This window comes from Maribacter sp. IgM3_T14_3, assembly GCF_049603095.1.
Lineage (GTDB): Bacteria > Bacteroidota > Bacteroidia > Flavobacteriales > Flavobacteriaceae > Maribacter.
Genome location: NZ_CP187138.1, coordinates 1,518,582 through 1,543,317, shown reverse-complemented (window position 1 = coordinate 1,543,317; position 24,736 = coordinate 1,518,582). Strand labels below are relative to the sequence as shown.

The following is a 24,736-nucleotide window of genomic DNA, read 5'->3' as shown; positions in this document are numbered from 1 at the left end:
GTTTAAAATTATATTACCCCATGAATAGTAAGATTGTAATTTATCATGTGTTTACCAGGCTTTTTGGTAATACAAATACCAACAATAAGCCATGGGGTACCATTGAAGAAAACGGAGTAGGGAAGTTTGCTGATTTTAATAAAAAAGCGCTTGCGGAGATTAAAGATTTAGGTATAACCCATATTTGGTATACAGGTATACCGCATCACGCTGTAATAAATGACTATACTGAAATCGGTATTTCAAATGATGATCCAGACGTAGTTAAGGGCAGAGCGGGATCGCCTTACGCGGTTAAAGATTATTACAATGTTAACCCCGATTTAGCTAAGGATCCCTCAAAAAGGTTAAAGGAGTTCAAATCTTTAATTGATCGTACACATAAGGCGGGCATGAAGGTGATTATTGATATTGTACCCAATCATGTCGCCAGAAAGTATGAGGGAAAGACGAACCCTAAAGGTGTTTCTGATTTCGGATTTGGCGATGATACATCCGTTGAATATCAAAAAGATAATAACTTTTATTATATCCCGGGAACGGAATTTAAAACTCCCCAATGGCGAGATGGTTATGTGCCTTTAGGTGGTGATATTCCGAATTATACAAATAACAAGCTAGTTGAAATCCCCGCGAAATGGACAGGTAATGGCTCTCGAAGTGTACAACCAGATATGAACGATTGGTATGAGACAGTTCGTATTAATTACGGAGTAAGACCAGATGGCGGACTAGATTTTGACATGCTGCCAAATGATTTCGGTGAGAAAGATAATGAAGAGCATTTTAACTATTGGAAAAAAAGGGTTGTGCCAAGCTCATGGCGAAAATTTAGGAATGTTGCCTTGTATTGGTTAGCAATGGGCGTTGACGGCTTTAGATATGATATGGCAGAAATGGTTCCGGTAGAATTTTGGAGCTTTATGAATTCATCCATAAAAATGAAAAATCCCGATGCATTTATAATGGCAGAGGTGTATAATCCAGATTTATATAGAACATATATCCATAAGGGTAAGATGGATTACTTATATGATAAGGTCGATTTTTATGACGGACTAAAACATATCATGAAAGGGTATGGTTGGTCTGATCATTTGCCGGTTGTTCAGAACGGTCTACAAGATATAGAACATAACATGCTTCACTTTTTAGAGAATCATGACGAGCAACGTATCGCTAGTACAGAGTTTGTAGGTAATGCTGAAATTGGTAGACCGGCAATGGTAGTTTCTGCGACGATAAGCACATCGCCGACCATGATTTATTTCGGTCAAGAAGTAGGTGAGCCAGCTGTTGAACATGCAGGCTTTGGGAGTCCGTCAAGAACATCGATTTTTGATTACATAGGTGTTCCCCATCATCAAAGATGGGTGAATAATAAAAAGTTCGATGGTGGTCAATCAACGCTAGAAGAAGCTTCGTTAAGAGATTTTTACAAGCGATTATTGAATTTCACCATAAGTAGTGAAGCACTTATGGGTGCGTACCGCGAAATTCATTTCTATAATAAAGAAATTACTGAAAATTACAATCATCGCGTGTTGTCTTATGTTCGTTGGTCTGAGAATCAAAAACTGATTGTGGTTTCAAATTTTGATGTCAATAATCACTTTTCGTTCGATTTAAAATTACCGGTTGATTTAATAAATACTTGGCAATTAAAAGAAGGTAATTATCCTTTACAAGATGCGCTTTATGGTCATGAGAATTCTTTAAGAGTAGAAAATGGAGAAGGTCATGTCGCAATCAACTTAAATCCTTTAGAATCCTTTATTTTTGAATTAAAATCTTAAAACATGCTCAATAGAATTTCTCTAGCTATTATTTGTTTCACTTTAGCATCTTGTAATATGAAAGAACCGTTAGTAATTGGTCATAGAGGTGCTATGGGTCACGAAACTGAAAACACCTTGGCATCTATTCAAAAAGCAATGGACTTAGGTGTTGATATGATAGAAATCGATGTCTTTAAAATTAAAAGTGGAGAGATTGTTGTTTTTCATGACGAAACTTTAGATCGATTAACAAATGCCCCTGGTAATATTGAAGATTATTATATAGTTGACTTAAAGAAGGTCATCGTTGAAGGCGGGCATGCAATACCAATGCTACAAGATGTCTTAAAACTAATAGATAATAAAGTAGCCTTAAATATTGAGTTGAAGGGCGCCGGTACTGCAGATAAGGTTAACCATATTATGAATTATTATATTAAAAAAAGAAACTGGTCGCCTGAAAACTTCATTATCTCAAGTTTTAATTGGGACGAACTGAAGGAGATGCGTAGACATAACCCGAATGTGGCTATAGCCGTTTTGACCGAAGAAAACCCAGTAGATGCCATACCTGTAGCCAAAGAATTGAATGCCGTAGCTATTAATCCATATTTCAAGAATCTAGATGTAGAAAAGGCAAATGAAATAAGAGAAGCCGGATTTAAAATATATACTTGGACGGTCAATGAGCCAGCTGATATTGATGCCATGAAACGTATTTCGGTAGATGGTATTATTACAAACTTTCCAGAACGGGTAAAATAATGTACGACGTTTTAGTAATTGGTGGTGGTGCTGCAGGCTTTTATGCGGCAATACATATCGCAGAAAAAAGACCAAATACTAAAATAGCTATTTTAGAACGGGGAAAGGATGTGCTGACCAAGGTTAAAATTTCTGGTGGTGGTCGTTGTAATGTTACTCATGCAGAATTTAATCCGTCAGATTTAAGCAAAAACTATCCTAGAGGAGAAAAAGAACTTTTAGGTCCTTTTCATACCTATGCCAGTAGTGATACCGTCGGTTTTTTTGAAGAACGCGGTGTATCTTTAAAAATTGAGGAAGATGGCAGAATGTTTCCGGTCAGTAATTCGTCACAAACAATTATAGACTGCTTTATTTCTGAGGCAGATAGATTAGGGGTTCAGGTGAAAACACTTTGTTCGGTAAGCGGAATTGAGCAAATCGAGGAAGAAGGAATTAAAAAGTGGAAGGTTGCCGTAGGGGAGGGTTTTATGTACTGCAAAAAACTCATTTTGGCAACAGGAAGTAATCCTAAAATGTGGAAGTATCTTGAAGCTTTAGGGCATACTATTGTTCCGCCTGTGCCATCGTTGTTTACTTTTAATATAAAAGATGAGCGTATAACGGATATACCGGGTGTTGTAACGCTTGCCGAGGTAAACGTTATACCCAAAAAGAACTTCGGTAAAAAGACAGCAAGAACAAAATTAGATGCATCTGGTTTAAGTTCAGACGGACCTTTGTTGGTTACCCATTGGGGAATGAGCGGACCGGCTATTTTAAAACTGTCTGCATGGGGAGCAAGAATTTTAGAACAGTATAATTATCAATTCAAAATTCAAGTAAATTGGGTGCCAGAGTATCACCAAAACGGATTGTTAGAATTGTTCTTGAAAGTAAAACAGGTAGAAAAGAAAACTATTCTAAGAACCAAGGTCTTAGATATTCCGAAGCGTTTATGGGCGAACTTGGTAAAAGCATCTGGTATAGCCGATACTACAACCTGGCCAGAAGTATCTAAACAACAGTTGCAATCACTTGCAGAGCAATTAACCATGGGTGTTTTTCAGGTTAACGGTAAAAGTACTTTTAAAGAAGAGTTTGTGACGGCCGGTGGTTTAGATTTAAAGGAAATCAATTTTAAAACCTACGAAAGTAAAATTCTTCCAAGTCTCTATTTTGCTGGGGAAATCATAAATGTAGATGCCATTACCGGTGGATTCAATTTTCAGAATGCCTGGACAGGAGGTTATATTGCAGCCAATGGAGTGGTAGAAAGTTTGAATGTAAACCAATCATAAAATGAAGACATATATTGCATTTTTAAGAGGGATAAATGTCAGCGGAAAACATAAAATTCCGATGGCTGAACTTCGAGAATTATGCGATAGTATAAGCTTGAAAGAAGTTAAAACATACATTCAAAGTGGTAATATAGTTTTTAAAAGTGAACTCCAGAATACATCAGAATTAGAATCACTCATTTCTAAGGCTATTTTAAAAAGTTTTGGTTTCGAAGTACCTGTAATAGTGAAGACTACTTCACAATTACGGGATATTCTTAATGATAATCCGTTCGAGTCAGAAGATGAAATTATAAGAAAGCAAGTCTATTTTGTATTATTAAATGATCTTCCGAAAATTAGCGAGCTTACTAAGTTTAAAGTAGAATCGTACGAGAACGAAGAATTTTCAATTTCTGATTCTTGCATATATTTAAAGTGCAAAGTGGGATATGGTAAAGCAAAATTGAATAATAATTTGATAGAGCGAAAGTTGAAGGTACTGGCAACTACTAGAAACTATAGAACCATGCACAAATTATTAGAGTTGAGTTATTAGATTAATTCAATTCCCAAATTTTATAATTCAAAGCTGTAGCGAAACAAACCCAAAGTAGGTACGGAATTAGCAATATCGCTGCAAATTTACTAACGACATTGAACCATTTAATAGTAAGAGATAATACTACTAGAAGTGCCATAATTACGAGCAGCCCATAAAATGGTTGTTTTAGTCCGAAGAATACAATACTCCACAATCCGTTTAAAAGTAGTTGAAAACCAAAATGATATAATCCGGTTTTTACCCATTTATGATGAAAACCTTTTGCCCATACCCAGCCGGCAGAGATACCCATCATAATATAAAGAGCACTCCATACGGGAGCAAATACCCAATTTGGTGGGTTAAAACTAGGCTTGTTCAATGTTAAATACCATCCGGTAACAGAGCTTTGCGTAACAACGCTACTCAAAAAACCAATGGCCGAGCATATGATAATACCAATAAGAATATACTTAAACTTTCTTTTCAACTGGTCAGTGTTTAGGTCTAAAATAAGGATTTATTTTAATTGATAGCCCTAAAAACTATATTTGCACAAATTGAAAATTCAATGTCAGAAAAAGATTTTATTCCAGCATCATATATTACATTGAAAGAAGAAGGTGCGGTATCGTATTCTTCGCCCAGCAATATTGCTTTGGTAAAGTATTGGGGAAAGAGAGCGAATCAGATTCCCGCCAACCCATCAATCAGTTTTACCTTAGCTGCATGTGTTACTAAAACTAGTGTGAAGTATAAAAAGAAGGTTCAAAAAAGTGATGAGTTCTCATTTGACCTTTTGTTTGAGGGCGAGGCAAAAGAAGAATTCAAGCCGAAAATCAATACATTTTTTAAAAGAATAGAAGTCTATCTACCGTTTTTAAAAGAGTATCACTTTGTTATAAATACATCAAATTCTTTTCCGCATAGTAGTGGTATAGCGTCATCAGCAAGTGGTATGTCTGCATTGGCATTATGTTTTATGGAGATGGAAAGGTCATTCTCATCATCAATTTCTGAAGAAGATTTCAATAGAAAAGTTTCGTTCTTATCTCGTTTAGGTTCAGGTAGTGCTTGTCGTAGTATTGAAGGACCATTGGTGCAATGGGGCGAAACAGCCTCGATTGAGGGAAGCTCAAATTTATTCGGTATAAAATATCCATATGCAGTACATGAGGTATTCAATAATTTTCATGATACTATTTTATTGGTTGATAAAGTAGAGAAACAGGTAAGCAGTACGGTAGGTCATGAGTTAATGCATGGGCACCCGTTCGCGCCTCAACGATTTGATCAGGCACATACCAATTTAGAAAAGCTAAAATCGGTTTTAGCAGATGGTAATTTAGATAGTTTCATAAATATTGTAGAAAGCGAAGCGCTTACATTGCATGCAATGATGATGACGAGTAATCCGTATTTTATATTAATGAAGCCTAATACCCTTTCTCTAATCAATGAAATTTGGAAATTTAGGCAAGAATCTAATACACATGTTTGCTTTACTTTAGATGCAGGTGCCAATGTGCATGTATTATATCCGGAAAATGAAAAGGATATCGTTTTTCCATTTATAAAAGAGAAGTTAGTACCTTTTTGTCAAAATGGACAGTATATTTGCGATAGAATTGGTCTGGGTGCTAAGAAGTTGTAGGTGAATTATGTACGTTTTTTTTATTATAAGCGTTTGTAAAGAGAAGATTCATCTATTTTGTTTAACCATTTATGGTATAACGTTCAACTTTGTGTGAATCTTTGATTATCTTTATATAAGTTTCAATATTTGTTTAGTTTTTAAAAATGAAAGGACCTCTTTTTTATTCGAAAATTCTTCTCTTCGGGGAGTATGGTATCATAAAAGATTCTAAAGGATTATCTATACCTTATAATTTTTATAAAGGTGCTTTGAAATCTGATTCCAACTCATCTGTTGAGGCCACAAAATCAAATAAAAGTTTAGAAGCATTTACTCATTATTTAGAAAATTTAACCGTTAAGAATCCGAAGTTGGTTACTTTCGATTTAGAGCTTTTAAAAACAGATGTTGCAGAAGGTATGTATTTTGATAGTTCTATACCTCAAGGTTATGGTGTAGGTAGTAGTGGTGCTTTAGTAGCAGCTATCTACGATAAATATGCACAAGATAAAATAACCGTTCTAGAGAATTTAACAAGAGAAAAATTATTGAAGCTTAAAACGATATTCGGTAAAATGGAATCGTTTTTTCACGGTAAGTCATCGGGGCTAGATCCTTTAAATAGCTATTTAAGTCTGCCTATACTTATAAATTCCAAAGATAATATTGAGTCTACCAGTATACCTTCTCAAAATGCAGATGGTAAAGGTGCCGTGTTTTTATTAGATAGTGGTATTATTGGTGAAACTGCACCCATGGTTCAAATTTTTATGGAACAGATGAAAAATGATGGTTTCCGTAAAATGCTAAAAAATCAATTCATAAAGCATACAGATGCTTGTGTAGAAGATTTTGTAAACGGCAATATTCAGTCTTTGTTCGGTAACTTAAAGCAATTATCTCATGTTGTTTTAGATAACTTTAAACCTATGATTCCGGCAAAATTTCATGCCTTGTGGAAAAACGGAATCGACACCAATGATTACTATTTAAAGCTATGTGGATCAGGTGGTGGCGGTTATATTCTTGGGTTTACAGAAGACTTTGAGAAAGCTAAAACTGCGTTAAAAGATTACAAATTAGAAGTAGTCTATAATTTTTAGGTAATTTCCAAACATGCTTAATAGAAGAAATAAACTCTTACTTTTAAAAGTACTGAGTCTGTTTTCAGTGGTTAGGGGGTATAACATTTTAGTTATAGCACTAGCCCAGTATTTGGCATCAATTTACATACTGGCACCAGAATTACCGGTAAGAGAAGTAGTATTTGATATTAAGCTTTTTGTTATTGTAATTGCATCTGCTATGGTCATTGCTGGCGGTTACATTATCAATAATTTCTACGACGCAGAAAAAGACCTTATTAATAAACCACGAAAGAGCATGTTAGATCGTTTGGTAAGCCAGCGGTTTAAGCTAACGACTTATTTTGTGTTAAATTTTTTCGCGGTAATAGCTGCAAGTTATGTTTCTTTTAGGGCGGTTTTCTTCTTCTCTTCGTACATTTTTGGTATCTGGATCTATTCTCATAAGTTGAAAAAAATTCCGTTTTTAGGCAACTTTATTTCTGCAACCCTGGCGATAACCCCATTTTTCATCATATTTGTATACTATAAAAACATTCAACCTGTCATTTTTGTACATGCAGTATTTTTATTTCTATTAATACTTGCTCGTGAAATGATTAAAGATTTGGAGAATATATCGGGTGATCTTGCCCAGAATTATAGAACTATTCCGATCATATATGGGACAAGAATATCTAAATTATTGATATCCTTATTAATTTTATTGACCCTTGTACCGTCATTACTGCTCATTTTTAAGTTCGATGTGGGGTATATGAACTTTTATTTTATGCTTTGTGTGGTATTATTGGTGTCTTTCATATTCCTCTTATTCAAAGCAAAGACCCGTAAAGACTATGTTTGGCTGCATAATATTCTTAAACTAATCATAGTAATGGGTGTTTTTGGTATTCTGCTCATAGATGTTAATCTTGTTTTAAACAGAATACTATAGTTGTTGGTAATATGTTTCATATAACTATTTGAACGGCAATGCAATTTGCTACCTTTGTGCAAAATTGGTACAGTTATGAGTAGGGATGATTCTAGTAGGGATAAAAATGCTTCAGGTAGGCAAGGGGGTAATTTTAAAAAGAAGAGCTATGCTCGTGGTAATGCGCCAATTAAAAAAAATGTGACGCCAGCTAAGCCACAAGATCCAAATGCTATTAGACTAAATAAATATGTAGCTAACTCTGGGGTATGTTCTCGTAGAGATGCTGATATCTATATTGCTGCAGGTAATGTAACTGTAAATGGCAAACCAATTACAGAAATGGGGTATAAGGTAAAATTGACCGATGAGGTAAAATTCGATGGTCAATTATTAAATCCTGTAAAGAAAGAATATGTACTTCTAAATAAGCCAAAAGACTTTGTAACTACTATTCGTGATGAAAAAGGCAAAAGACACGTATCAGGGTTAATATCTAGTGCTTCTAAGTCAAAATTATTGCCGGTAGATAAATTGGAAAAAGACCATACAGGTTTACTTTTGTTCACCAATGATGGCAATATGACCAAGGTCTTAAAAAGTCCTATAAATGGTATGCGTAAGATTTTTCATTTGGTGCTTGAGCAAGAATTAAGAAGTGCCGATTTAAAGAAGATACAAGAAGGTGTTACAGTTGACGAAAAGGTAGTAAGAGTACAAGATGTTAGTTTTATTGCCGATGCTCCTAAAAGAGAAGTAGGCATTGAAATTTATAGTTCTAGAAATAAAATTGTAGAACGTTTATTTGAAACTTTAGGATATAAAGTTCAGAAATTAGATAGGGTTGTTTATGGTGGTCTTACTAAAAAAGATTTACCAAGAGGACACTGGAGGTATTTGACAGATCAAGAGGTGATAAACCTTAAGATGATCAAATAAAACGCTGTCCTTGTCTGTTTAAAAGGCTATAGGATATGAAATTATTTCAGTGCACAAATTGTAAGAATACAGTTGTTTTCGAGAATAACGTATGTGTAAATTGCGGCTACCTATTAGGGTACTCTTCTTATTACAATAAGATAGTTTCTTTAGATGCAAATGCTACGCAATGGAAACTTCCAGAATTGGAAGATAAAACTTATGTATACTGTAAAAATCAAAAGCATCATGTTTGTAATTGGCTTGTAGATATAGAAAGGGGAGATGAGTTCTGCTTAGCTTGCAGCTTAAATCGAACTATACCTGATATTCTAGATGATGATAATTTAGCCAAGTGGAAGCAAATTGAAATAGCCAAGCATAGATTGGTATATCAATTATTACGTTTTAGATTATCGGTGGTGAGTAAAACCATTGATGATTCTAAAGGTCTTTGCTTTGATTTTTTGGCGCAAGATGATTTGCCAGAAGAGGCTAAAGATTTAAAAACAGGACATGCAAATGGTGTAATTACCCTTTTAATTTCTGAAGCAGATCCTGTTGTTCGAGAACAGATAAAGCAGCAAATGTCTGAGCGTTATAGAACCTTACTCGGTCATTTTAGACATGAAGTAGGGCATTATTTCTGGGACAGACTAGTTCGTGATAATCCAGCTGTATTAACTGGATTTAGAAATATATTTGGCGATGAATCTATGTCGTACGTTGATGCCTTGACCAATTATTACAATAATGGTCCACAGGCAAATTGGCAACAACGTTTTATAAGCAAGTATGCATCATCTCACCCATGGGAAGATTGGGCCGAAACCTGGTCGCATTATTTACACCTTACCGATGTGTTGGAAACTGCCTATAATTTCGGACTCAAAACAGATCCTAAGATTACCGCCAAGAAAAATTTAAAGATGAATGCTAGTTTCGATCCTTATAAAGAAACCAGTTTTAAAAAGGTATTGAATACCGGTATGCCTTTACTGTTCGCATTGAACAGTATGAGCCGTTCTATGGGAGAAGACGATCCTTATCCGTTTATTATATCAGAGCCTGTAAAGAATAAATTAGAGTTCATTCATAAATTATTAAAGAGTGTTTAGTCTCTACTAAAGCCCTTACCAAAACGGTAGGTGGCAATAATGCCATGGGTGTTACCCAATGGAGAATCGTTCATGGCTACATTGTAACTATATATGGCTCTAATATTTTTGAAAAGATAGACACCTGCTAAAAGATTAATCGACGAATTAGTTCTATAACCTGTTCCTAGTTCAAATCTGTTTCTGTAACTGACAGCGATATTCATGTCTACTTGAAATGGAGCGCCATTTTCATATTTCAATAATAAGTTTGGCTTAACCATTAATTCTTCAAATTTGTTTGAAAAGAAGCGATATCCTAAATAGCCATAATACGGAACGTTGATTTCAACATTATCATCGGAAACAAGCATGTCACCAATTACATTTGGTGTAGAAACTCCCACATATACATTAGCAAGATTTAGAAGAAATCCTAATCCAATGGTTGGAATAGTGGCATTAATATTCATAGCAAAATTAGGGTCATTCATTATACCCAATTCAAGTAAGTTTTCTTGATACTGCTGTACACCAGGTGATATAGAGAAAGACAATGAATTTGGGGTGTATATTTGCCAATAAGGTCTATTATTTTTAGTGTCGAAGAATATCTTATAAGAGTAAGTAGCAAAAGCACTTGTTGAGGTGGTTACACCGACTTCATCACGTATTAATCCTGCTCCTAACCCAACTTTACCTCGGTTTAATGGAGTATGGAAACTTAAGGCAAAACTTTTAGGACTACCTTCAAATTGATTAAAAGTACCAGTATTACTAATACCTATTTCAGCACTTGGTGCAAGTCCCGCAAAGGCAGAATTTACCAAGTACGGATTGTAATTATACTCAGAGAAAGTAGGGGTTTGCTGCGCTATTGACGTATTATTGGTCAATGCCCCTAAGACGATTGCTATCAAAGCGATGTTTTTGTAAAAATTCTGCATGCTATTATCGCTTTAAAACAAGGAAACCTTGCGTTTTTCTTAAAATGGTTTCACCTTCTATTTCAATATTGAAGAAATAAGTACCCGTTGGCAATTGGTCTGCGCCTATTTTGGTCTTCATATTTGCAGTACCTGAAAATACGTTAGATGCATTGTCATAATTCTCAACCTGAAAGACCATATCGCCCCACCTATTATAAATGCTGACAATATTTTCGGGGTAATAGTTTATGTTTTCAATGTGCCAATATTCGTTTATTCCGTCTCCGTCTGGTGAGAAGCCGTATTTTGTTTCATCTTCAGGAATCATTGTTGTAAACGATTGTTGTTCACAACCTATAGCATCACCGGCACTGTTATAAGATGTAATAGTAACAAAGATTTCGGTATCAAAAGGAAATTCTTGTTCATGTGTATAGCTAGTAGCCGTACCCATATCTATAGTATCTAAAATATCATTTGCTTCAGTAGATGTTCCAATAGAGATTCTGTACCCATCTGTTTTTTCAACTTCTTCCCAAGAAATGGTACTTTCTAAAGAAACATTGTTTTCTCCTTTAGCTGGACTCAATAATAGTGCACAATCAGGAGCTACAACTTCTGTTGTAAAGCTTTCTGAAATACAGCCTTCTGCTTCACCAGAAGAATTATAAGGTGTAACAGTTACATAAATTAATGTCTCAGAAGGCAAATTTTCATTGAGAATATAACTAGTCAATGAAGCAACATCTTCATCAGTAACAATATCATTTCCGCCATTAGTTGTGCCAATTGAAATGTAATAGCCATCTGCTTGATCGGCAACGTTCCATTCGATATCTGTTCTAACAGAAATATCATTCCCGTTCTGTAATGAAGAGATAAGAGAAGTACAAGAAGGTAAAGGTCTTATAGTAAAGCTTTCAGAAGTACAACCATTAGCATCACCAACCTCGTTGAAGGGGATGATGGTAACCGTTACAATTTCACCTATGTTAAATTCATTTGGGAAAGAGTAGGTGGTATCTAAAACTTCCAAGTCGGTTACGTTATTTATAGTGCTATTATCACCAGTAATAGTCAATTTATAGCCATTTGCATCTGCTACAGTATTCCATGTAATTTCACTTACTTCTGCTCGTACATCATTATTAAGAGGTGAAATTAAAGTCGTACAATTAGGGATTGATTTAATTGTAAATGTTTCAATAGAACAATCTATAGCTTCACCTGCATTGTTGTAAGGTGTTATATTTACCGATACTATTTCTCCTTGTTCAAAATCACCGGTAAAATCATATGTGTTTCCAGAGGTAATATCTAATTCTGATACGTTGTTTGCGGTACTATTACTTCCCGATACAGAAAGTAAGTATCCAACAGCTTCAGGTACTGCCATCCATTCTAAGTTAGAATTTAAGGCTACATCAACATCACCGTTAGCAGGCGAAGTTAATATTGTACATAAAGGGATAGCTTGAATAGTAAACGTTTCTGTTGAGCAACCAATAGCGTTACCAGATTCATTATAAGGTATTATAGTAACCGAAACAGTCTCACCTTGAGTAAAGCCGGAATCAAAATCTATAGTTGTAAATGTGGTTTTTCGGTCAGTAAAATTGTTAATCGTACTTGTACTCGCAGATACAGATACAAAATATCCAATAGCATCTACAACGGCATTCCATGAAATCGACGTGCTAGTGTCAACTTGAGTGTCACCATCTATCGGCAGGTTTAAGTTAGTACAACCTGGTACAGGCTTAATAGCAAAAGTTTCAGAAGTGCAACCTACAGCTTCACCAGAGCTATTGAAAGGTTTTATGGTAACCGTAACAGTTTCACCTTGTATAAAGTCATTTGTAAAATCGTAAGAAGTTGCTATAACGTCAACGTCGGTTAAATTATTGACAGTGCTTTCACTAGCTGTTACTGTTATGGTATAACCAGTTGCACCGTCTACTGCATTCCAGCTAATATCTGTATCGATATCTGCATTTGCTGTATTGTTTACAGGAGTAATTAATGAAGTACATGATGGAACCGGCGGAGGAAGAATTGTAAAGCTTTCAGATGTACACCCTGTAGCCTCTCCATTTGTATTGTAAGGCTTAATACTTACAGTAACAGTCTCACCTTGTATGAAATTGTTTGCAAAATCAAAGGTTGTATTTGTGGTTACATCAAAATTGGTCATATTGTTAGCAGTACTATTACTGCCAATAACGGTTACTCTATAACCTTCGGCGTCAGAAACTGCATTCCATTCAATAGAAGTATCTACAGCAACATTAGTGGCGTTATTTGTCGGGCTTGTTAATGAAGTACATGCTGGTGGACCTATCGTTTCAAAAGTATATTCTATACAATCTGCGGAAGGACCATTTATGTTTGACGCAATTATAGAAACATAAATTGTTTTATTTTCTGGTAGGTCGCTCGTGAATGTATATGTGGTTATATTCCCAATATCGCCTGTAAAAATTTCTGTTCCTCCAGAAGTTGTACCTACTTTAAGATTGTATCCGTCTACAGACCCAGATCCGTTCCAACTTAAATTAGTATCTAATGCAACTTGAGTAGCACCGTTGGCTGGTGAGCTTAGAATTGGGCATGAAGGAGGACTAGTTGAATTTCCAGTTGTAAAGCTTTCTTCTATGCATCCGGTCGCATCGTCAACATCGTTGTAGGGTATTATGGTGACGTAATATGTTCTACTCTCAAGTAGGTCTTCTGGTATATCATATGTTGTAGCATTATTTACATCTACATTATTTACTATTTCATTACCACCTTCGGTAGTACCAACAATTACTAAGTAACCGGTAGCTTCGGGAACTGCTGTCCAACTTAAATTAGTGTCAATAGCAACGCCTGTATCTAAATGAGCAGGACTTATTAAATTAGTGCATGTAGGTGCAACAGGAATTAATTCAGTATGGAAACGTTCTTCGGTACAAGAACCAGGTTCACCTTCACCATTATAAGGTATTATAGTAACAAAAATATCATTGTCTTCAGGTAAGTCGGTAATAAATTCATAGGTATTAACATTACCTACATCTTCAGAATTTAATATGTCACTAGCACCAGAGGAAGTTCCTACGGTAAGCTTATAACCATCGGCATTTGAAATAGGGCTCCAGCTTAAATCAGTAGTTATTGACACTTCTGTTGCTGTATTTAAAGGAGCCGTCAAAGAAGTACATTCAGGTATGGTTGCGGCAGAATTTGAAATAGTAAAACTCTCTTCAATACAAGTTCCAGGATCACCTTCATCATTAAAAGGAATAATTGTTACATAAACCGTATCACCAGTATTAAAATCAGATGCAAATTCATAAGATGTTTCATTAGTGATAGTTTCATTGTTTACTATGTCATTTCCACCTGCAGAGGTTCCTACTGTTAGGTAATAACTTTGTGCAAATTGTGCAGCGTCCCAAGTAAGGTTAGTATTGACAGGTACATCGGTATCACCATTTAAAGGTGATGCCAATTGTGTGCAATTTGGGATTGGGCAATCACGAACATCTTGGTCAAAGGTCCAACCATAGTTGTCAATCATAGATTGTCTTTCTTCTTGTGCATCACAATAGGGCAGACCTTGTGCACCTAGGGTTATACCTGATGTTAAATTCTGTTCGGACCAAGCAATTAACGTATTGTCATAATTTTCTCTTACCAAAGCAGTGTTGTCTAACATATCGCTCATGTTAGTTACTCCGCTAACATCCCATTCTGCCAAGCTTTGGTCTAGTGAAGAGGCATTGTAAAAAGTGGATCGCATGCTAACATTTCCCGGATTCCATAAATCCATAGGTTGGTTGTAAGCCAATGCGTTGTTGAACATATAATCCATGTTGCTTACCCCAGATATACGCCAATTGTTTATATTTTGGTTGAAAGCAGTTGCATCGCTGAACATTTCTTCCATGGTGGTGACACCTCTTACATTCCAATCCCCAATAGTTTCATTAAATGCAATGGCGCCTTTAAACATTTCTTCCATGGTAGTTACAGAGGCTACGTTCCAAGAATTCATGCTTTGGTTGTAACTGGTAGCTTCGTTAAACATAGCTTCCATTGTGGTTACAAATGAGACGTTCCAAGCATCAATGTTTTGATTAAATAGCGTTGCACCGCTAAACATTTCTTGCATGGTCAATGCTTCTCCAGTATTCCAATTTGTAAGTGGTTCATTGAAAGCTGATGCGTTTTTAAACATCGCTGCAAAGTTGGTTACCACAGCAGTATTCCAATTGTTTAAAGGTCGATTAAAAGCTTCAGCGCTTTCGAACATAGACGTCATTAGCGTAACCGATGATACGTTCCAATTATTTAGCGGTTGATCAAACAGTAAAGCGTTTTTAAACATAGATGTCATGTTGGCAACGGCACTTACATCCCAATCTATTAGAGGTTGATTAAAAACTTCTGCCCCATTGAACATTTCAGACATGTTTACTACAGAGTTTACGTCCCAACTATTTAATGGTTCGTTAAAGCTGAGAGCTGAACTAAACATGGAAGACATATCTGTTACGTTCGTTACGGACCAGCTGTCTATGTCTTGGTTGAAATTTTGAGCGTTATAGAACATAGAACCCATATTGGTTACCGAGTTTACATTCCAATTGTTTAGAGGTTGATTAAATATTTCAGCGTTATTAAACATATAATTCATGGTAGTAACCGATGATACGTTCCAATTATTTAGAGGTTGATTAAATGCTTCAGCACTTCTGAACATAGAGCTCATATTGGTAACTGAAGAGGTGTCCCAGTCGTTTATGTTTTGGTTAAATAGCTCTGTAGATCCAAACATGCCATACATAGAGGTAACTTTAGATACGTCCCAATCTAATGGCTGATTAAATACTTCTGCATCATAGAACATAGAACCCATATTGGTAACATTGCCTGTATTCCATGAATTTATGGGTTGGTCAAATTCTCTAGCGCTATAGAACATACTGGTCATGTTAGTAACATTGCTGACATCCCAGGTGTTTAAAGGTTCGTTAAAAACATAGGTTCCTTTAAAGGTAGATTCCATGTTCGTTATATTGCTAACATTCCAATTATTTAAATTTCCATTAAATAAATGGGCGCCTTCAAACATTTCGGACATATCGGTTACAAGGGTTAGGTCAGGAATATCTGTAGCATTATACTCCATGTTTTCACATCCAAAGCAAGCTCTTTGCATGGATTGATACTCATGTGTACCCCATTGGTCAATAGATATGACTTCATCGGCATCTCCATAGTAATGATAAGGAGCAGGGAAATCACCAATTATGGATATCGTATATATGCCAGGGGTGTTGTATATGTGTCTAAGATCACTTGTAACATTATTGTTGTATTCGCTATCTCCCCAATCAACGGAATAATTGTAGCTGTAGCTAGAGTTTCTTTGAATTCTAAAATCAAATTGATCAGTACCATAAGTAGATCCGAGGCTAGTGTCAATCGTAAATTTATAGGCTGCTGGACTATTGACCCATGAAGGTACTACGGTAAAGCTAAATTCTTCACAGCCAACTGCCGGACCTTCACCATTATAAGGTGTAACAGTAATGAAAATAGTATCGCCTAGAGTAAATTCGTTGGTAAAAGTTAAAATTTGTACGTTACCAACATCATAATTATTTGCAGGGCTTCCATTGATATTTACAAAGCTACGTACTCCTCCTCTTTCAACTTCTAAGTCAATATAGTAACCAGTTGCATTTGGTGCGGCAGCCCAATGTATGTTAGAATTTGCAGGAACATTTGTATCTCCTTCGGCTGGGTTTGTAATTGTTGTGCAGAACACATTTGAACAGTTAACAATGTCTCCGGTTATAGTCCAATTATAGTTATCAATAAGTTCTAGTCTTGCAAGTCTACCATCACAATATTTTAAGCCTGTTGCTCCTAAGTCAACATCATCTTCAACGGTTTGGGTAGCCCAACCGATTAAAGTAGCATCATAATTTTCCTCAGATAATCCAGAATTGGATAAAAGAGATGTCATAGATGTAACGGAGGAAATGTCCCAAGATGATAGGTCCTGATCAAAAGAATCAGCATTCAGAAATGTATTTCTCATTCTTGTTACAGCCGAAGTATTCCAATTGTCTACAGGTTGGTTGAACAGCGGTGTATTTGTGAAAATACCGTCTAAATTTGTAAGTGAAGTAATTGTCCAATTGTTTAGTGGCTGATTAAATAGCGTTGCGTTATCAAACATATTACTCATGTTCGTAACGTTGGAAACGTCCCAGCCTTCAATATCTTGGTTAAAACTTGAGTCTTGAAACATATAACTCATGTTCGTAACGCTATTTACGTCCCAAAGGTCTAAAGGTTGGTTATAAGCAGTTATGTAGGAAGATGCCCAACCAGCAAACATATAGCTCATATTGGTTACGTTGCTAACATCCCACCCATTTAATGGTTGGTTAAAAGAAGAGCTTTCAAACATACCTGACATATTAGTTACATTACTAACATCCCATTGATCTAAAGGTTGGTTAAAATCTTTTAAGCTACCGGCACTACCAAATGTTCGGCTCATGTCGGTTACACTGCTTACGTCCCAATCATTTAAAGGTTGATTAAAATTGTTGTTTTGGGCAAACGTGCCCGATAAGGTGGTCACATTGCTAACATCCCATAAATTTAAGGGTTGATTGAACGGGCAATTTTGAAACATTCCAGAAATGTCCGTAACATTGCTAATATTCCAATTGTTTATTTGTTGGTTAAAGGATGTTAGGTAAAACATCCTTGCCATGGTAGTTACATTACTTACATCCCATAAGTTCAATGGCTGATTAAAAACTCTGGCATAATAAAACAGATTGGACATGTCCGTTACATTGCTAACGTTCCAATTGTTGATGTTTTGATTAAAATCTTCAGCATGATAAAACATGTTAGACATTGTAGTTACTGCAGCTGTATTCCAACTATCCAATGGCTCATTAAATAGTTCTGCTTCGTAAAAAGTATAAGACATATCTGTTACTGTCCTGGTATTCCAATTTGCTAAGGGTCTATTAAATGTTTCTGCTTCATAAAATAAGCCTGAGATATCATTAATAGTACTGGTGTCCCAGTTATTTACAATTCCATTAAACGAAGTACAACCTCTAAACATCTGTTTCAAAGAGGTGACTTGAGCAAGGTTAGGATCGTCAATTAAATCAAAATTCAAGTTTTCACAACCATAGAAAGCATTTTCCATGGTTTCCCATTCTATAGCTCCCCAACTTAGAATTTCAATGATTTTTAGTTTGTCACTAGCATTTTCATCGTTAAAGTAAATAGAAGGGAATGTGCCGCTAATACTAATGGTGTATATTCCAGGAGATGCATAGGTATGCGTTATATCTCCCGATACCCCAGTATCTGTATTTGCATCTCCCCAATCTATATCATAATTATATGTTGTATATGAAGGGTTGGTAGGAATGGTAATTTGATTAGCTGTAGATGAGCCGGTTTCAATATTATTTGTATTCCAAATAGAAGTAAAAGTTTGTGAGAAAAGATTAAAACTCAAGAATAAAAGAAAAATGGTAATACACTTTTTAAAAATTGGCATGCCGGTTGGTTTAATCGAGGGTTTACCTCAAATATGCCTATGAAAACTAAATGTTAAAATTTTTTGTTGTGAATGTGTGTTTTATGGGTATAAAGTTCACTATTTCTGTTGAATTACATATAAATCAATGTTTTAGCAATATTGAGCTCATGATGAGAGATAGTATTTAATCTTATTGGGTTACCGAGATTTTGAAGTACCGCTTAAATTTACTGTTAGAATTAATACATCAATAGATGTCAGAGCAAAAAGATACCCGACAATCCAAATTCAGAATAAAACATCTACCCAAATTATTGGTTAACACTTATAATACATGGATAGAAAAAGAACCGTTTCAAATTAGTGCGGTTATAGCTTATTATGCAATTTTATCATTACCAGGTCTTCTTATTTTAATTCTAGAATTGGTTGGTGGTATTTGGGGCAAAGAAATTGTACGTGGAGAATTATTTGCTGAAATTTCATCTGCAATGGGTCCTGAAACAGCGCAATCTATACAAGAAATGATAGCGGATAGAGGTAGTGAAAATACATCTATCGTTGCTACAATATTAGGAGTAGGAGTATTAATTTATGGTGCTACCGGAGTTTTTTATCAACTACAAAATGCGTTAAACGATATTTGGAAAGCGAAACCAAAATATACCAATGAAATATTATCTACCCTTTTCATGCGGTTAAAAGGATTCGGGTTTATTTTAATTTTCGGATTTTTATTACTGATCAGTTTTGTGTTGACTTCATTTTTATCGGCATTTTCAAATCAACTATCTAGGCTTTTGCCAGAGGGAATGTTGGAGCTAGGCTTCGTATTGGATATTGTTATTTCCTTGACTTTTATCTACCTATTATTCGGTGCCATGTTTAAATACTTGCCCAGTACACATGTACGTTGGAAAGTGGTTAAAGTAGGTGCTGCACTTACAGCCTTTTTGTTTTTAATAGGTAAATACGCGCTTGCTTTTTACTTTAGTAAGGCAGAACCAGGCTCTACTTACGGTGCGGCCGGCAGCATCATTTTAGTGATGTTATGGGTATCTTATTCTAGCTTAATTGTCACTTTCGGAGCACAGTTTACCAAGATTTATTCTGATAAGTATGTTAAGTTGAATTAACTATTTTTCATTTTATCATGAATTTCCTTCAAGCATAAATTACCTAAACTACCTTCATGGGTATGATGAATATCTCTTTTTGGAGTAAAAGTGCCATCATTAATTTCTTGCCCCATTTTCTTATAGGCATCTCTAAAAGGCATTCCGTTTTGTACCAATTCATTCAACGTATCTACACTAAATAAATAGTCATATTTTGGGTCGTCTAAAATATTTTCATTAACCCTAATTTCTTTAAGGCTGAATGTCAAAATTTCTAGACAAGCCTTCATATCTTGTATAGCAGGAATGATGATTTCTTTTACCAACTGTAAATCTCTATGATAACCACTAGGCAGATTATTGATAATCAATGTCAGTTGATTTGGTATAGATTGTAGTTTATTACATTTACCACGAACCAATTCAAAAACATCGGGATTCTTTTTGTGTGGCATGATGCTAGAACCTGTAGTCAGTTCATCTGGGAAAGAGATGAAATTGAAGTTTTGGCTCATATACAAACAAATATCCATAGCCATTTTAGATAAGGTAGCGGCAATATTAGCAATACCGAAAGCGGTAGCTTTTTCAGCTTTTCCTCTACTCATTTGGGCAGCGACGACATTGTATTTTAATGTGCTGAAACCCATTTCTTTGGTGGTGAATCTACGGTCAATGGCGAAAGAACTTCCATAACCTGCAGCACTGCCTAAAGGGTTTTGATCTGCTACTTTATAAGCTGCATCAATAAAATAAAGGTCATCAATTAAACTTTCTGCATAAGCAGAAAACCATAATCCGAATGAAGAGGGCATAGCAATTTGTAAGTGCGTATACCCAGGTAACAGTACATCTTTATGTTCTTGAGCTTTTACCAGAAGAAGGTTAAAAAGCGACTTTGTCATTGACTTAATTTCTGACAATTCATCTTTTAAATACAGGTGCATAGCCACTAAAACTTGATCGTTTCTTGATCTAGCCGTATGTATTTTTTTACCAGTATCACCTAAACTAAGGGTAAGCATGTATTCTATTTTAGAATGCATGTCTTCAAAAGATTTTTCTATAGAAAATGTCCCTTTCTCTATTCGCGCGGCAATATGGTTTAACTCATTAACAAGTTCTTGAGTTTCTTTGGGTGTTAGCAAACCAATTTCACCCAACATTTTAGCATGAGCTTTAGATGCGATTACGTCGTACTTGGCTAAAACCAAATCTAATTCCCTGTCGTTACCAACGGTGAAATGATCAATTTTTTTATCAGTGCTAAATCCTTTATCCCAGAGTTTCATTTTAAGTCAGTTTACAATTATCAATGAACAATAATCAATTGTACATTGCTAAATGATTATTGTTTATTGCAAGTAGCCTTTTAGTAATTTAATATACAAATCTATACCTTCTTCAATTTCATGAACATAGATAAATTCATTTGCTGAATGAGAACGGGTGCTGTCACCAGGTCCCATTTTCAGTGATTGACAACTTAACGCTGCTTGATCCGAAAGGGTAGGCGAGCCGTAAGTAGTTCTGCCTAATGCTATCCCAGATTTCACTAACGGATGATCTTTGTCTATTTTCGATGAATTGAGGCGTAAAGATCGCTCCTTTAATTCGCATGGCGCATCGTTCTTTAGCAAATCTGCAATTTCTTTATTAGTATAGGCATCGTTCACCCGAACATCAACAACCATATCAACCTGTGCCGGTACTACATTATGTTGCGACCCTGCACTAATTTGGGTAACGGTCATTTTTACATCTCCCAAGGCTTCAGATGACTTTTTGAATTTGTAGTTCTTAAACCATTCTAAAACTTTAATAGAATTGTAAATGGAATTGTCTTCATTTGGATGCGCTGCGTGCGAGGGAGTACCCTTAACTACAGCATCAAAAACAACTAATCCTTTTTCTGCAATAGCAAGTTGCATTAATGTAGGTTCGCCAACTATAGCTACATCAATATGTGGTAATTTAGGAAGCAATCCGCGCAAGCTATTTTCACCTGCGTTTTCTTCTTCTGCAGAAGCGACCATTAAAACATTATGGTTTAGGTTTTCATCATTGTAATAATTCACGAAAGTTGCAAGAAGGGAAACTAAAGGTCCGCCTGCGTCATTACTCCCCAAACCGAATAATTTACCATCTTCAATGTGTGGCAAAAAAGGGTCTTTTGTATAGGCAGTATTTGGCCTTACAGTATCGTGATGCGAATTTAATAGTAAGGTTGGTTTGCTATCGTCCCAATATTTATTTTTCGCTATAATATTGTTCAGATCACGTTCTGTTGGTATATCATATTTTGCCAACCACGCTTGTATTGCATCTGCAGTTTTGTCTTCTTCCTTAGAAAATGATTCTATTGAAATCAGTTCTTTTAATAGATCGATGGCATTTTCTGTAAGTTCTGTTTGATTCATTCTATAGGGTTAACGTAGTGAACAGTTCGGTGTTTTTATCTAACATAGTTACATCGCCCAAACATACTTTTTCAACAGTATTGTTCAAGGCATGAAAGCAATTGTGGAGTTTAGGCAACATACCGTCAGCAATTACCCCTTCAGATAATAACTCTTTATATGTGGTTGTATTGATATATTTTACCACGCTATTATCATTTGTAATATCTAATAAAACACCTTTTTTCTCGAAGCAATAATAAAGAGTAGTTTCATAGGTTGATGCCATGCCGATTGCAATTTCAGAAGCAATAGTATCTGCATTGGTATTCAGTAATTGCCCTGCGCCATCATGCGATAATGCGCAAAAAACAGGCGTAAGATTTATAGATAATAGGTTACTGATTAATTCGGAGTTTACACCCTCAATATCTCCTACGAATCCGTAATCAATTTCTTTAATTGGTCGTTTGTGTGCATGTATGCTATTACCATCAGCACCACTTAAACCAATTGCATTTATATTTTTTGCTTGAAGCTCGGCAACGATTTTCTTGTTTGCCAAGCCGCCATAAACCATGGTAATGATATCGACAGTTTCAGCATCGGTAATACGCCTACCGTCTATCATTTTAGATTCAATACCTAATTTAGTTGCGAGTTGAGTAGCTAATTTACCACCACCATGAACTAGTATTTTCAATCCATCTAATTTTGCAAATGCAGTAAGAAAAATAGCTAAAGCTTTTTCATCTTCAATGACATTACCACCAATTTTTACTACGCTTAATTTATTTTTCATTATCCGAAAATTTAAACATGAGTACCATGGCAACAATAAGAATTATGTTACTAACGGGTCCCATATAGGTTTTCCAATGTGCGGTGTTATGGTCGATATCGACCATATTTGCTACAAATAAAATGAGTGCGAATAGTGCGATACCAATATAAATCCATTTACTAATTTTCATTGCTTTCCAGTATTTTCTTTAGAACTAACTGAGCAGCATACGTTCTGTTATTTGCTTGTTCAATAACCAAAGATTGCTCACTATCTAAAACTTCATCGGCAACTACAACATTTCTTCGTACCGGAAGGCAGTGCATAAACTTAGCTTTTCCTAATTTCTTAAGGGTCATTTGCCAATCAGGATCTTGCGATTTTATTTGACCATAATCGGTATAGCTACTCCAGTTTTTTACATACACAAAATCGGCATTTTCTAAAGCCTTTTCTTGATTATATTCAATTTTAGAATCTTTAGTAATGTTGGGGTCTAGCTCATAACCCTCAGGATGCGTAATTACAAATTCAGCATTTTGCTTTTGCATCATCTGTATAAATGAATTGGCAACCGCGTGTGGTAAAGCCCTTGGGTGTGGCGCCCATGACAATACAATTTTTGGGTTATTCTTAAAATTATGTTCTTCTAAAGTAATGGCATCGGTTAGTGCCTGTAACGGGTGCCCAACTGAGCTCTCCATATTTACTATAGGTACAGATGCGTAGGTTTTAAATCCGTTTAAAACTTCTTCTGCTTCATCTAATTCTTTGTCAACCAAGCCTGCAAATGCACGTATGGCTATGATGTCGCAATACTGAGAAATTACCTGTGCAGCTTCTTTTATATGCTCAGAGGTACCTTGATCCATAATAGTGCCATCGGCATATTCTAAAGCCCAACCTTCGCTACCAAAGTTCATGACAATAACTTCCATACCTAAATTCATGGCCGCTTTTTGAGTGCTTAAACGCGTACGAAGCGAATTGTTGAAAAATAGGAGTCCGATGGTTTTATCGTTACCTAAAGTCTTAAATTTTTTAGGTTGTTTTTTTAATGCGATAGCTTCTTTTACCCAGGTAGATAAAGAGTCGATATCGTTTATGGAAAGGTAATTCATGATGCTTTAATTTTTGTAAAAGTACTTCTGTTATTCATGGCATCGGTAATGAAATTATCGGTTAAGCCATTGGTAATCCAAGTTTCAATACCTGCTTTTTGTGCGATAGTTGCAGCCTCTATTTTAGACTGCATTCCGCCGGTGCCATGGGTCGATTTAGATTCCCCAATTTCTTTCTGTAATTCACTAAGGTCGGTCACCAGTTCTATGGTGGTAGGTTTTGCCGACGATAGCGATGCTTTGGTATAGATGCCGTCTGTATTTGTTGCGATTATTAGTATATCTGCGGATAAAAGAGATGCCGTTAAACCTGCTAACTTATCATTATCACCAAACTTAATTTCATCTGTTGCCACAGTATCATTTTCATTGATAATAGGAATGAAATTATTAGCAACAAGAACATTTATAGTATTTTTAATATTTACTCTAGTTTGTTCCTTTTCAAAGTCGGAATAGGATAGTAAACACTGTGATGTAAAAAGACCTAGCTCTCTAAAATTCTCTTGAAAAATACGCATTAAATGTGGCTGACCAATAGATGCTAGTGCCTGTTTTATAGTGATTTCTTCCCCGTTATGCTCCAATTTTACAAACTGCCTAGCTGCGGCAATAGCACCAGAACTTACGATTATGAATTCGTATTCATCTTTAAGTGCAGCTATTTGCCTACCAATATCTTCAATTTTACCACGAGAGATATGGTCAGTGTCCTTCGTTAAAGTATTAGATCCTAATTTCAATAAAATTCTCTTTTTCAACATGCTTGTTTCGTTTTTGTCAGGATGAGTTTTAATTTCTCCTA

General features: G+C 35.6%; 19 protein-coding genes. 10 read left to right on the top strand and 9 right to left on the bottom strand.

All coding sequences use genetic code 11. The features are described 5' to 3' along the window. Positions 1 to 20 precede the first annotated feature (20 nt). The 4 genes from ACPF9A_RS06985 to ACPF9A_RS06970 are packed head-to-tail and all read left to right on the top strand — an operon-like array spanning position 21 to position 4,364. Positions 21 to 1,796 carry an alpha-amylase family glycosyl hydrolase gene (locus ACPF9A_RS06985; protein ID WP_424002932.1) on the top strand — a complete coding sequence of 592 codons (1,776 nt, stop codon included), beginning with the start codon at positions 21 to 23 and terminating at the stop codon, positions 1,794 to 1,796. A gap of 57 nt (positions 1,797 to 1,853) precedes the next feature. Continuing rightward, a complete protein-coding gene (locus ACPF9A_RS06980; RefSeq protein WP_424002930.1) occupies positions 1,854 to 2,543 on the top strand; it encodes a glycerophosphodiester phosphodiesterase in 690 nt (229 codons plus the stop codon). Continuing rightward, positions 2,543 to 3,823 (top strand): NAD(P)/FAD-dependent oxidoreductase, encoded by a 1,281-nt coding sequence (locus ACPF9A_RS06975; protein WP_424002928.1) that lies wholly within the window; start codon positions 2,543 to 2,545, stop codon positions 3,821 to 3,823. The genes ACPF9A_RS06980 and ACPF9A_RS06975 overlap by 1 nt, the downstream gene beginning before the upstream one ends. 1 nt (position 3,824) lies before the next feature. After that, complete coding sequence (locus tag ACPF9A_RS06970; protein WP_424002926.1) at positions 3,825 to 4,364, top strand: DUF1697 domain-containing protein; 540 nt, start codon at positions 3,825 to 3,827, stop codon at positions 4,362 to 4,364. A 1-nt stretch (position 4,365) separates the two neighbouring features. Here the strand turns inward: ACPF9A_RS06970 and ACPF9A_RS06965 are convergent, their stop codons facing one another. Beyond that, a complete protein-coding gene (locus ACPF9A_RS06965) occupies positions 4,366 to 4,839 on the bottom strand; it encodes a TspO/MBR family protein (protein ID WP_424002924.1) in 474 nt (157 codons plus the stop codon). Between the two features lie 81 nt (positions 4,840 to 4,920). On the opposite strand from ACPF9A_RS06965, the gene ACPF9A_RS06960 reads away from it, so the two are divergent. The 5 genes from ACPF9A_RS06960 to ACPF9A_RS06940 all read left to right on the top strand — a co-directional run bounded on the left by ACPF9A_RS06960 (position 4,921) and on the right by ACPF9A_RS06940 (position 10,022). Further along, on the top strand, positions 4,921 to 6,003 hold the full coding sequence (locus tag ACPF9A_RS06960) for a diphosphomevalonate/mevalonate 3,5-bisphosphate decarboxylase family protein (protein WP_424002922.1): 1,083 nt from the start codon (positions 4,921 to 4,923) through the stop codon (positions 6,001 to 6,003). 146 nt (positions 6,004 to 6,149) lie between these two features. Next, positions 6,150 to 7,088, top strand: a complete 939-nt coding sequence (locus tag ACPF9A_RS06955) for a mevalonate kinase family protein (RefSeq protein ID WP_424002920.1) — start codon at positions 6,150 to 6,152, stop codon at positions 7,086 to 7,088. Positions 7,089 to 7,101: 13 nt separating this feature from the next. Next, entirely contained in the window at positions 7,102 to 8,007 is a 906-nt protein-coding gene (locus ACPF9A_RS06950) for a geranylgeranylglycerol-phosphate geranylgeranyltransferase (RefSeq protein ID WP_424002918.1), read from the top strand. Between the two features lie 75 nt (positions 8,008 to 8,082). Beyond that, on the top strand, positions 8,083 to 8,925 hold the full coding sequence (locus tag ACPF9A_RS06945) for a pseudouridine synthase (protein ID WP_424002917.1): 843 nt from the start codon (positions 8,083 to 8,085) through the stop codon (positions 8,923 to 8,925). A gap of 35 nt (positions 8,926 to 8,960) precedes the next feature. Continuing rightward, positions 8,961 to 10,022 carry a zinc-binding metallopeptidase family protein gene (locus tag ACPF9A_RS06940; RefSeq protein WP_424002915.1) on the top strand — a complete coding sequence of 354 codons (1,062 nt, stop codon included), beginning with the start codon at positions 8,961 to 8,963 and terminating at the stop codon, positions 10,020 to 10,022. On the opposite strand, the gene ACPF9A_RS06935 is transcribed toward ACPF9A_RS06940, so the two are convergent. Both ACPF9A_RS06935 and ACPF9A_RS06930 read right to left on the bottom strand, forming a co-directional pair. Then, positions 10,019 to 10,948: a PorP/SprF family type IX secretion system membrane protein gene (locus tag ACPF9A_RS06935; protein ID WP_424002913.1), complete on the bottom strand. Its 930-nt coding sequence runs from the start codon at positions 10,946 to 10,948 to the stop codon at positions 10,019 to 10,021. The two genes, ACPF9A_RS06940 and ACPF9A_RS06935, sit on opposite strands and share 4 nt — an antisense overlap. A gap of 4 nt (positions 10,949 to 10,952) precedes the next feature. Further along, positions 10,953 to 18,527, bottom strand: coding sequence for a BspA family leucine-rich repeat surface protein (locus tag ACPF9A_RS06930; RefSeq protein WP_424002911.1), 7,575 nt, complete (start codon positions 18,525 to 18,527; stop codon positions 10,953 to 10,955). A gap of 236 nt (positions 18,528 to 18,763) precedes the next feature. Here ACPF9A_RS06930 and ACPF9A_RS06925 point away from each other — a divergent pair, with 236 nt between their 5' ends. After that, positions 18,764 to 19,645: a YihY/virulence factor BrkB family protein gene (locus ACPF9A_RS06925; RefSeq protein ID WP_424002909.1), complete on the top strand. Its 882-nt coding sequence runs from the start codon at positions 18,764 to 18,766 to the stop codon at positions 19,643 to 19,645. Here the strand turns inward: ACPF9A_RS06925 and argH are convergent. The 6 genes from argH to proB all read right to left on the bottom strand — a co-directional run bounded on the left by argH (position 19,642) and on the right by proB (position 24,695). Further along, positions 19,642 to 20,919 carry an argininosuccinate lyase gene (gene argH, locus ACPF9A_RS06920; protein WP_424002907.1) on the bottom strand — a complete coding sequence of 426 codons (1,278 nt, stop codon included), beginning with the start codon at positions 20,917 to 20,919 and terminating at the stop codon, positions 19,642 to 19,644. The two genes, ACPF9A_RS06925 and argH, sit on opposite strands and share 4 nt — an antisense overlap. 63 nt (positions 20,920 to 20,982) lie before the next feature. Continuing rightward, positions 20,983 to 22,047 (bottom strand): M20 family metallo-hydrolase, encoded by a 1,065-nt coding sequence (locus ACPF9A_RS06915; protein ID WP_424002905.1) that lies wholly within the window; start codon positions 22,045 to 22,047, stop codon positions 20,983 to 20,985. A gap of 1 nt (position 22,048) precedes the next feature. Beyond that, positions 22,049 to 22,828, bottom strand: a complete 780-nt coding sequence (gene argB, locus ACPF9A_RS06910; RefSeq protein ID WP_424002903.1) for an acetylglutamate kinase — start codon at positions 22,826 to 22,828, stop codon at positions 22,049 to 22,051. Next, a complete protein-coding gene (locus ACPF9A_RS06905) occupies positions 22,818 to 23,000 on the bottom strand; it encodes a hypothetical protein (RefSeq protein ID WP_424002901.1) in 183 nt (60 codons plus the stop codon). The genes argB and ACPF9A_RS06905 overlap by 11 nt, the downstream gene beginning before the upstream one ends. After that, on the bottom strand, positions 22,990 to 23,931 hold the full coding sequence (locus ACPF9A_RS06900; protein ID WP_424002899.1) for an acetylornithine carbamoyltransferase: 942 nt from the start codon (positions 23,929 to 23,931) through the stop codon (positions 22,990 to 22,992). The genes ACPF9A_RS06905 and ACPF9A_RS06900 overlap by 11 nt, the downstream gene beginning before the upstream one ends. After that, a complete protein-coding gene (proB, locus tag ACPF9A_RS06895) occupies positions 23,928 to 24,695 on the bottom strand; it encodes a glutamate 5-kinase (protein WP_424002897.1) in 768 nt (255 codons plus the stop codon). Before proB ends, ACPF9A_RS06900 begins: the two co-directional genes overlap by 4 nt. Between the last annotated feature and the right edge of the window lie 41 nt (positions 24,696 to 24,736).

Coding starts and splice junctions, on each gene's coding strand:
- ACPF9A_RS06985 (WP_424002932.1), top strand. CDS start 21: ATGAATAGTAAGATTGTAATTTATCATGTGTTTACCAGGCTTTTTGGT.
- ACPF9A_RS06980 (WP_424002930.1), top strand. CDS start 1,854: ATGAAAGAACCGTTAGTAATTGGTCATAGAGGTGCTATGGGTCACGAA.
- ACPF9A_RS06975 (WP_424002928.1), top strand. CDS start 2,543: ATGTACGACGTTTTAGTAATTGGTGGTGGTGCTGCAGGCTTTTATGCG.
- ACPF9A_RS06970 (WP_424002926.1), top strand. CDS start 3,825: ATGAAGACATATATTGCATTTTTAAGAGGGATAAATGTCAGCGGAAAA.
- ACPF9A_RS06960 (WP_424002922.1), top strand. CDS start 4,921: ATGTCAGAAAAAGATTTTATTCCAGCATCATATATTACATTGAAAGAA.
- ACPF9A_RS06955 (WP_424002920.1), top strand. CDS start 6,150: ATGAAAGGACCTCTTTTTTATTCGAAAATTCTTCTCTTCGGGGAGTAT.
- ACPF9A_RS06950 (WP_424002918.1), top strand. CDS start 7,102: ATGCTTAATAGAAGAAATAAACTCTTACTTTTAAAAGTACTGAGTCTG.
- ACPF9A_RS06945 (WP_424002917.1), top strand. CDS start 8,083: ATGAGTAGGGATGATTCTAGTAGGGATAAAAATGCTTCAGGTAGGCAA.
- ACPF9A_RS06940 (WP_424002915.1), top strand. CDS start 8,961: ATGAAATTATTTCAGTGCACAAATTGTAAGAATACAGTTGTTTTCGAG.
- ACPF9A_RS06935 (WP_424002913.1), bottom strand. CDS start 10,948: ATGCAGAATTTTTACAAAAACATCGCTTTGATAGCAATCGTCTTAGGG.
- ACPF9A_RS06930 (WP_424002911.1), bottom strand. CDS start 18,527: ATGCCAATTTTTAAAAAGTGTATTACCATTTTTCTTTTATTCTTGAGT.
- ACPF9A_RS06925 (WP_424002909.1), top strand. CDS start 18,764: ATGTCAGAGCAAAAAGATACCCGACAATCCAAATTCAGAATAAAACAT.
- argH (WP_424002907.1), bottom strand. CDS start 20,919: ATGAAACTCTGGGATAAAGGATTTAGCACTGATAAAAAAATTGATCAT.
- ACPF9A_RS06915 (WP_424002905.1), bottom strand. CDS start 22,047: ATGAATCAAACAGAACTTACAGAAAATGCCATCGATCTATTAAAAGAA.
- argB (WP_424002903.1), bottom strand. CDS start 22,828: ATGAAAAATAAATTAAGCGTAGTAAAAATTGGTGGTAATGTCATTGAA.
- ACPF9A_RS06905 (WP_424002901.1), bottom strand. CDS start 23,000: ATGAAAATTAGTAAATGGATTTATATTGGTATCGCACTATTCGCACTC.
- ACPF9A_RS06900 (WP_424002899.1), bottom strand. CDS start 23,931: ATGAATTACCTTTCCATAAACGATATCGACTCTTTATCTACCTGGGTA.
- proB (WP_424002897.1), bottom strand. CDS start 24,695: ATGTTGAAAAAGAGAATTTTATTGAAATTAGGATCTAATACTTTAACG.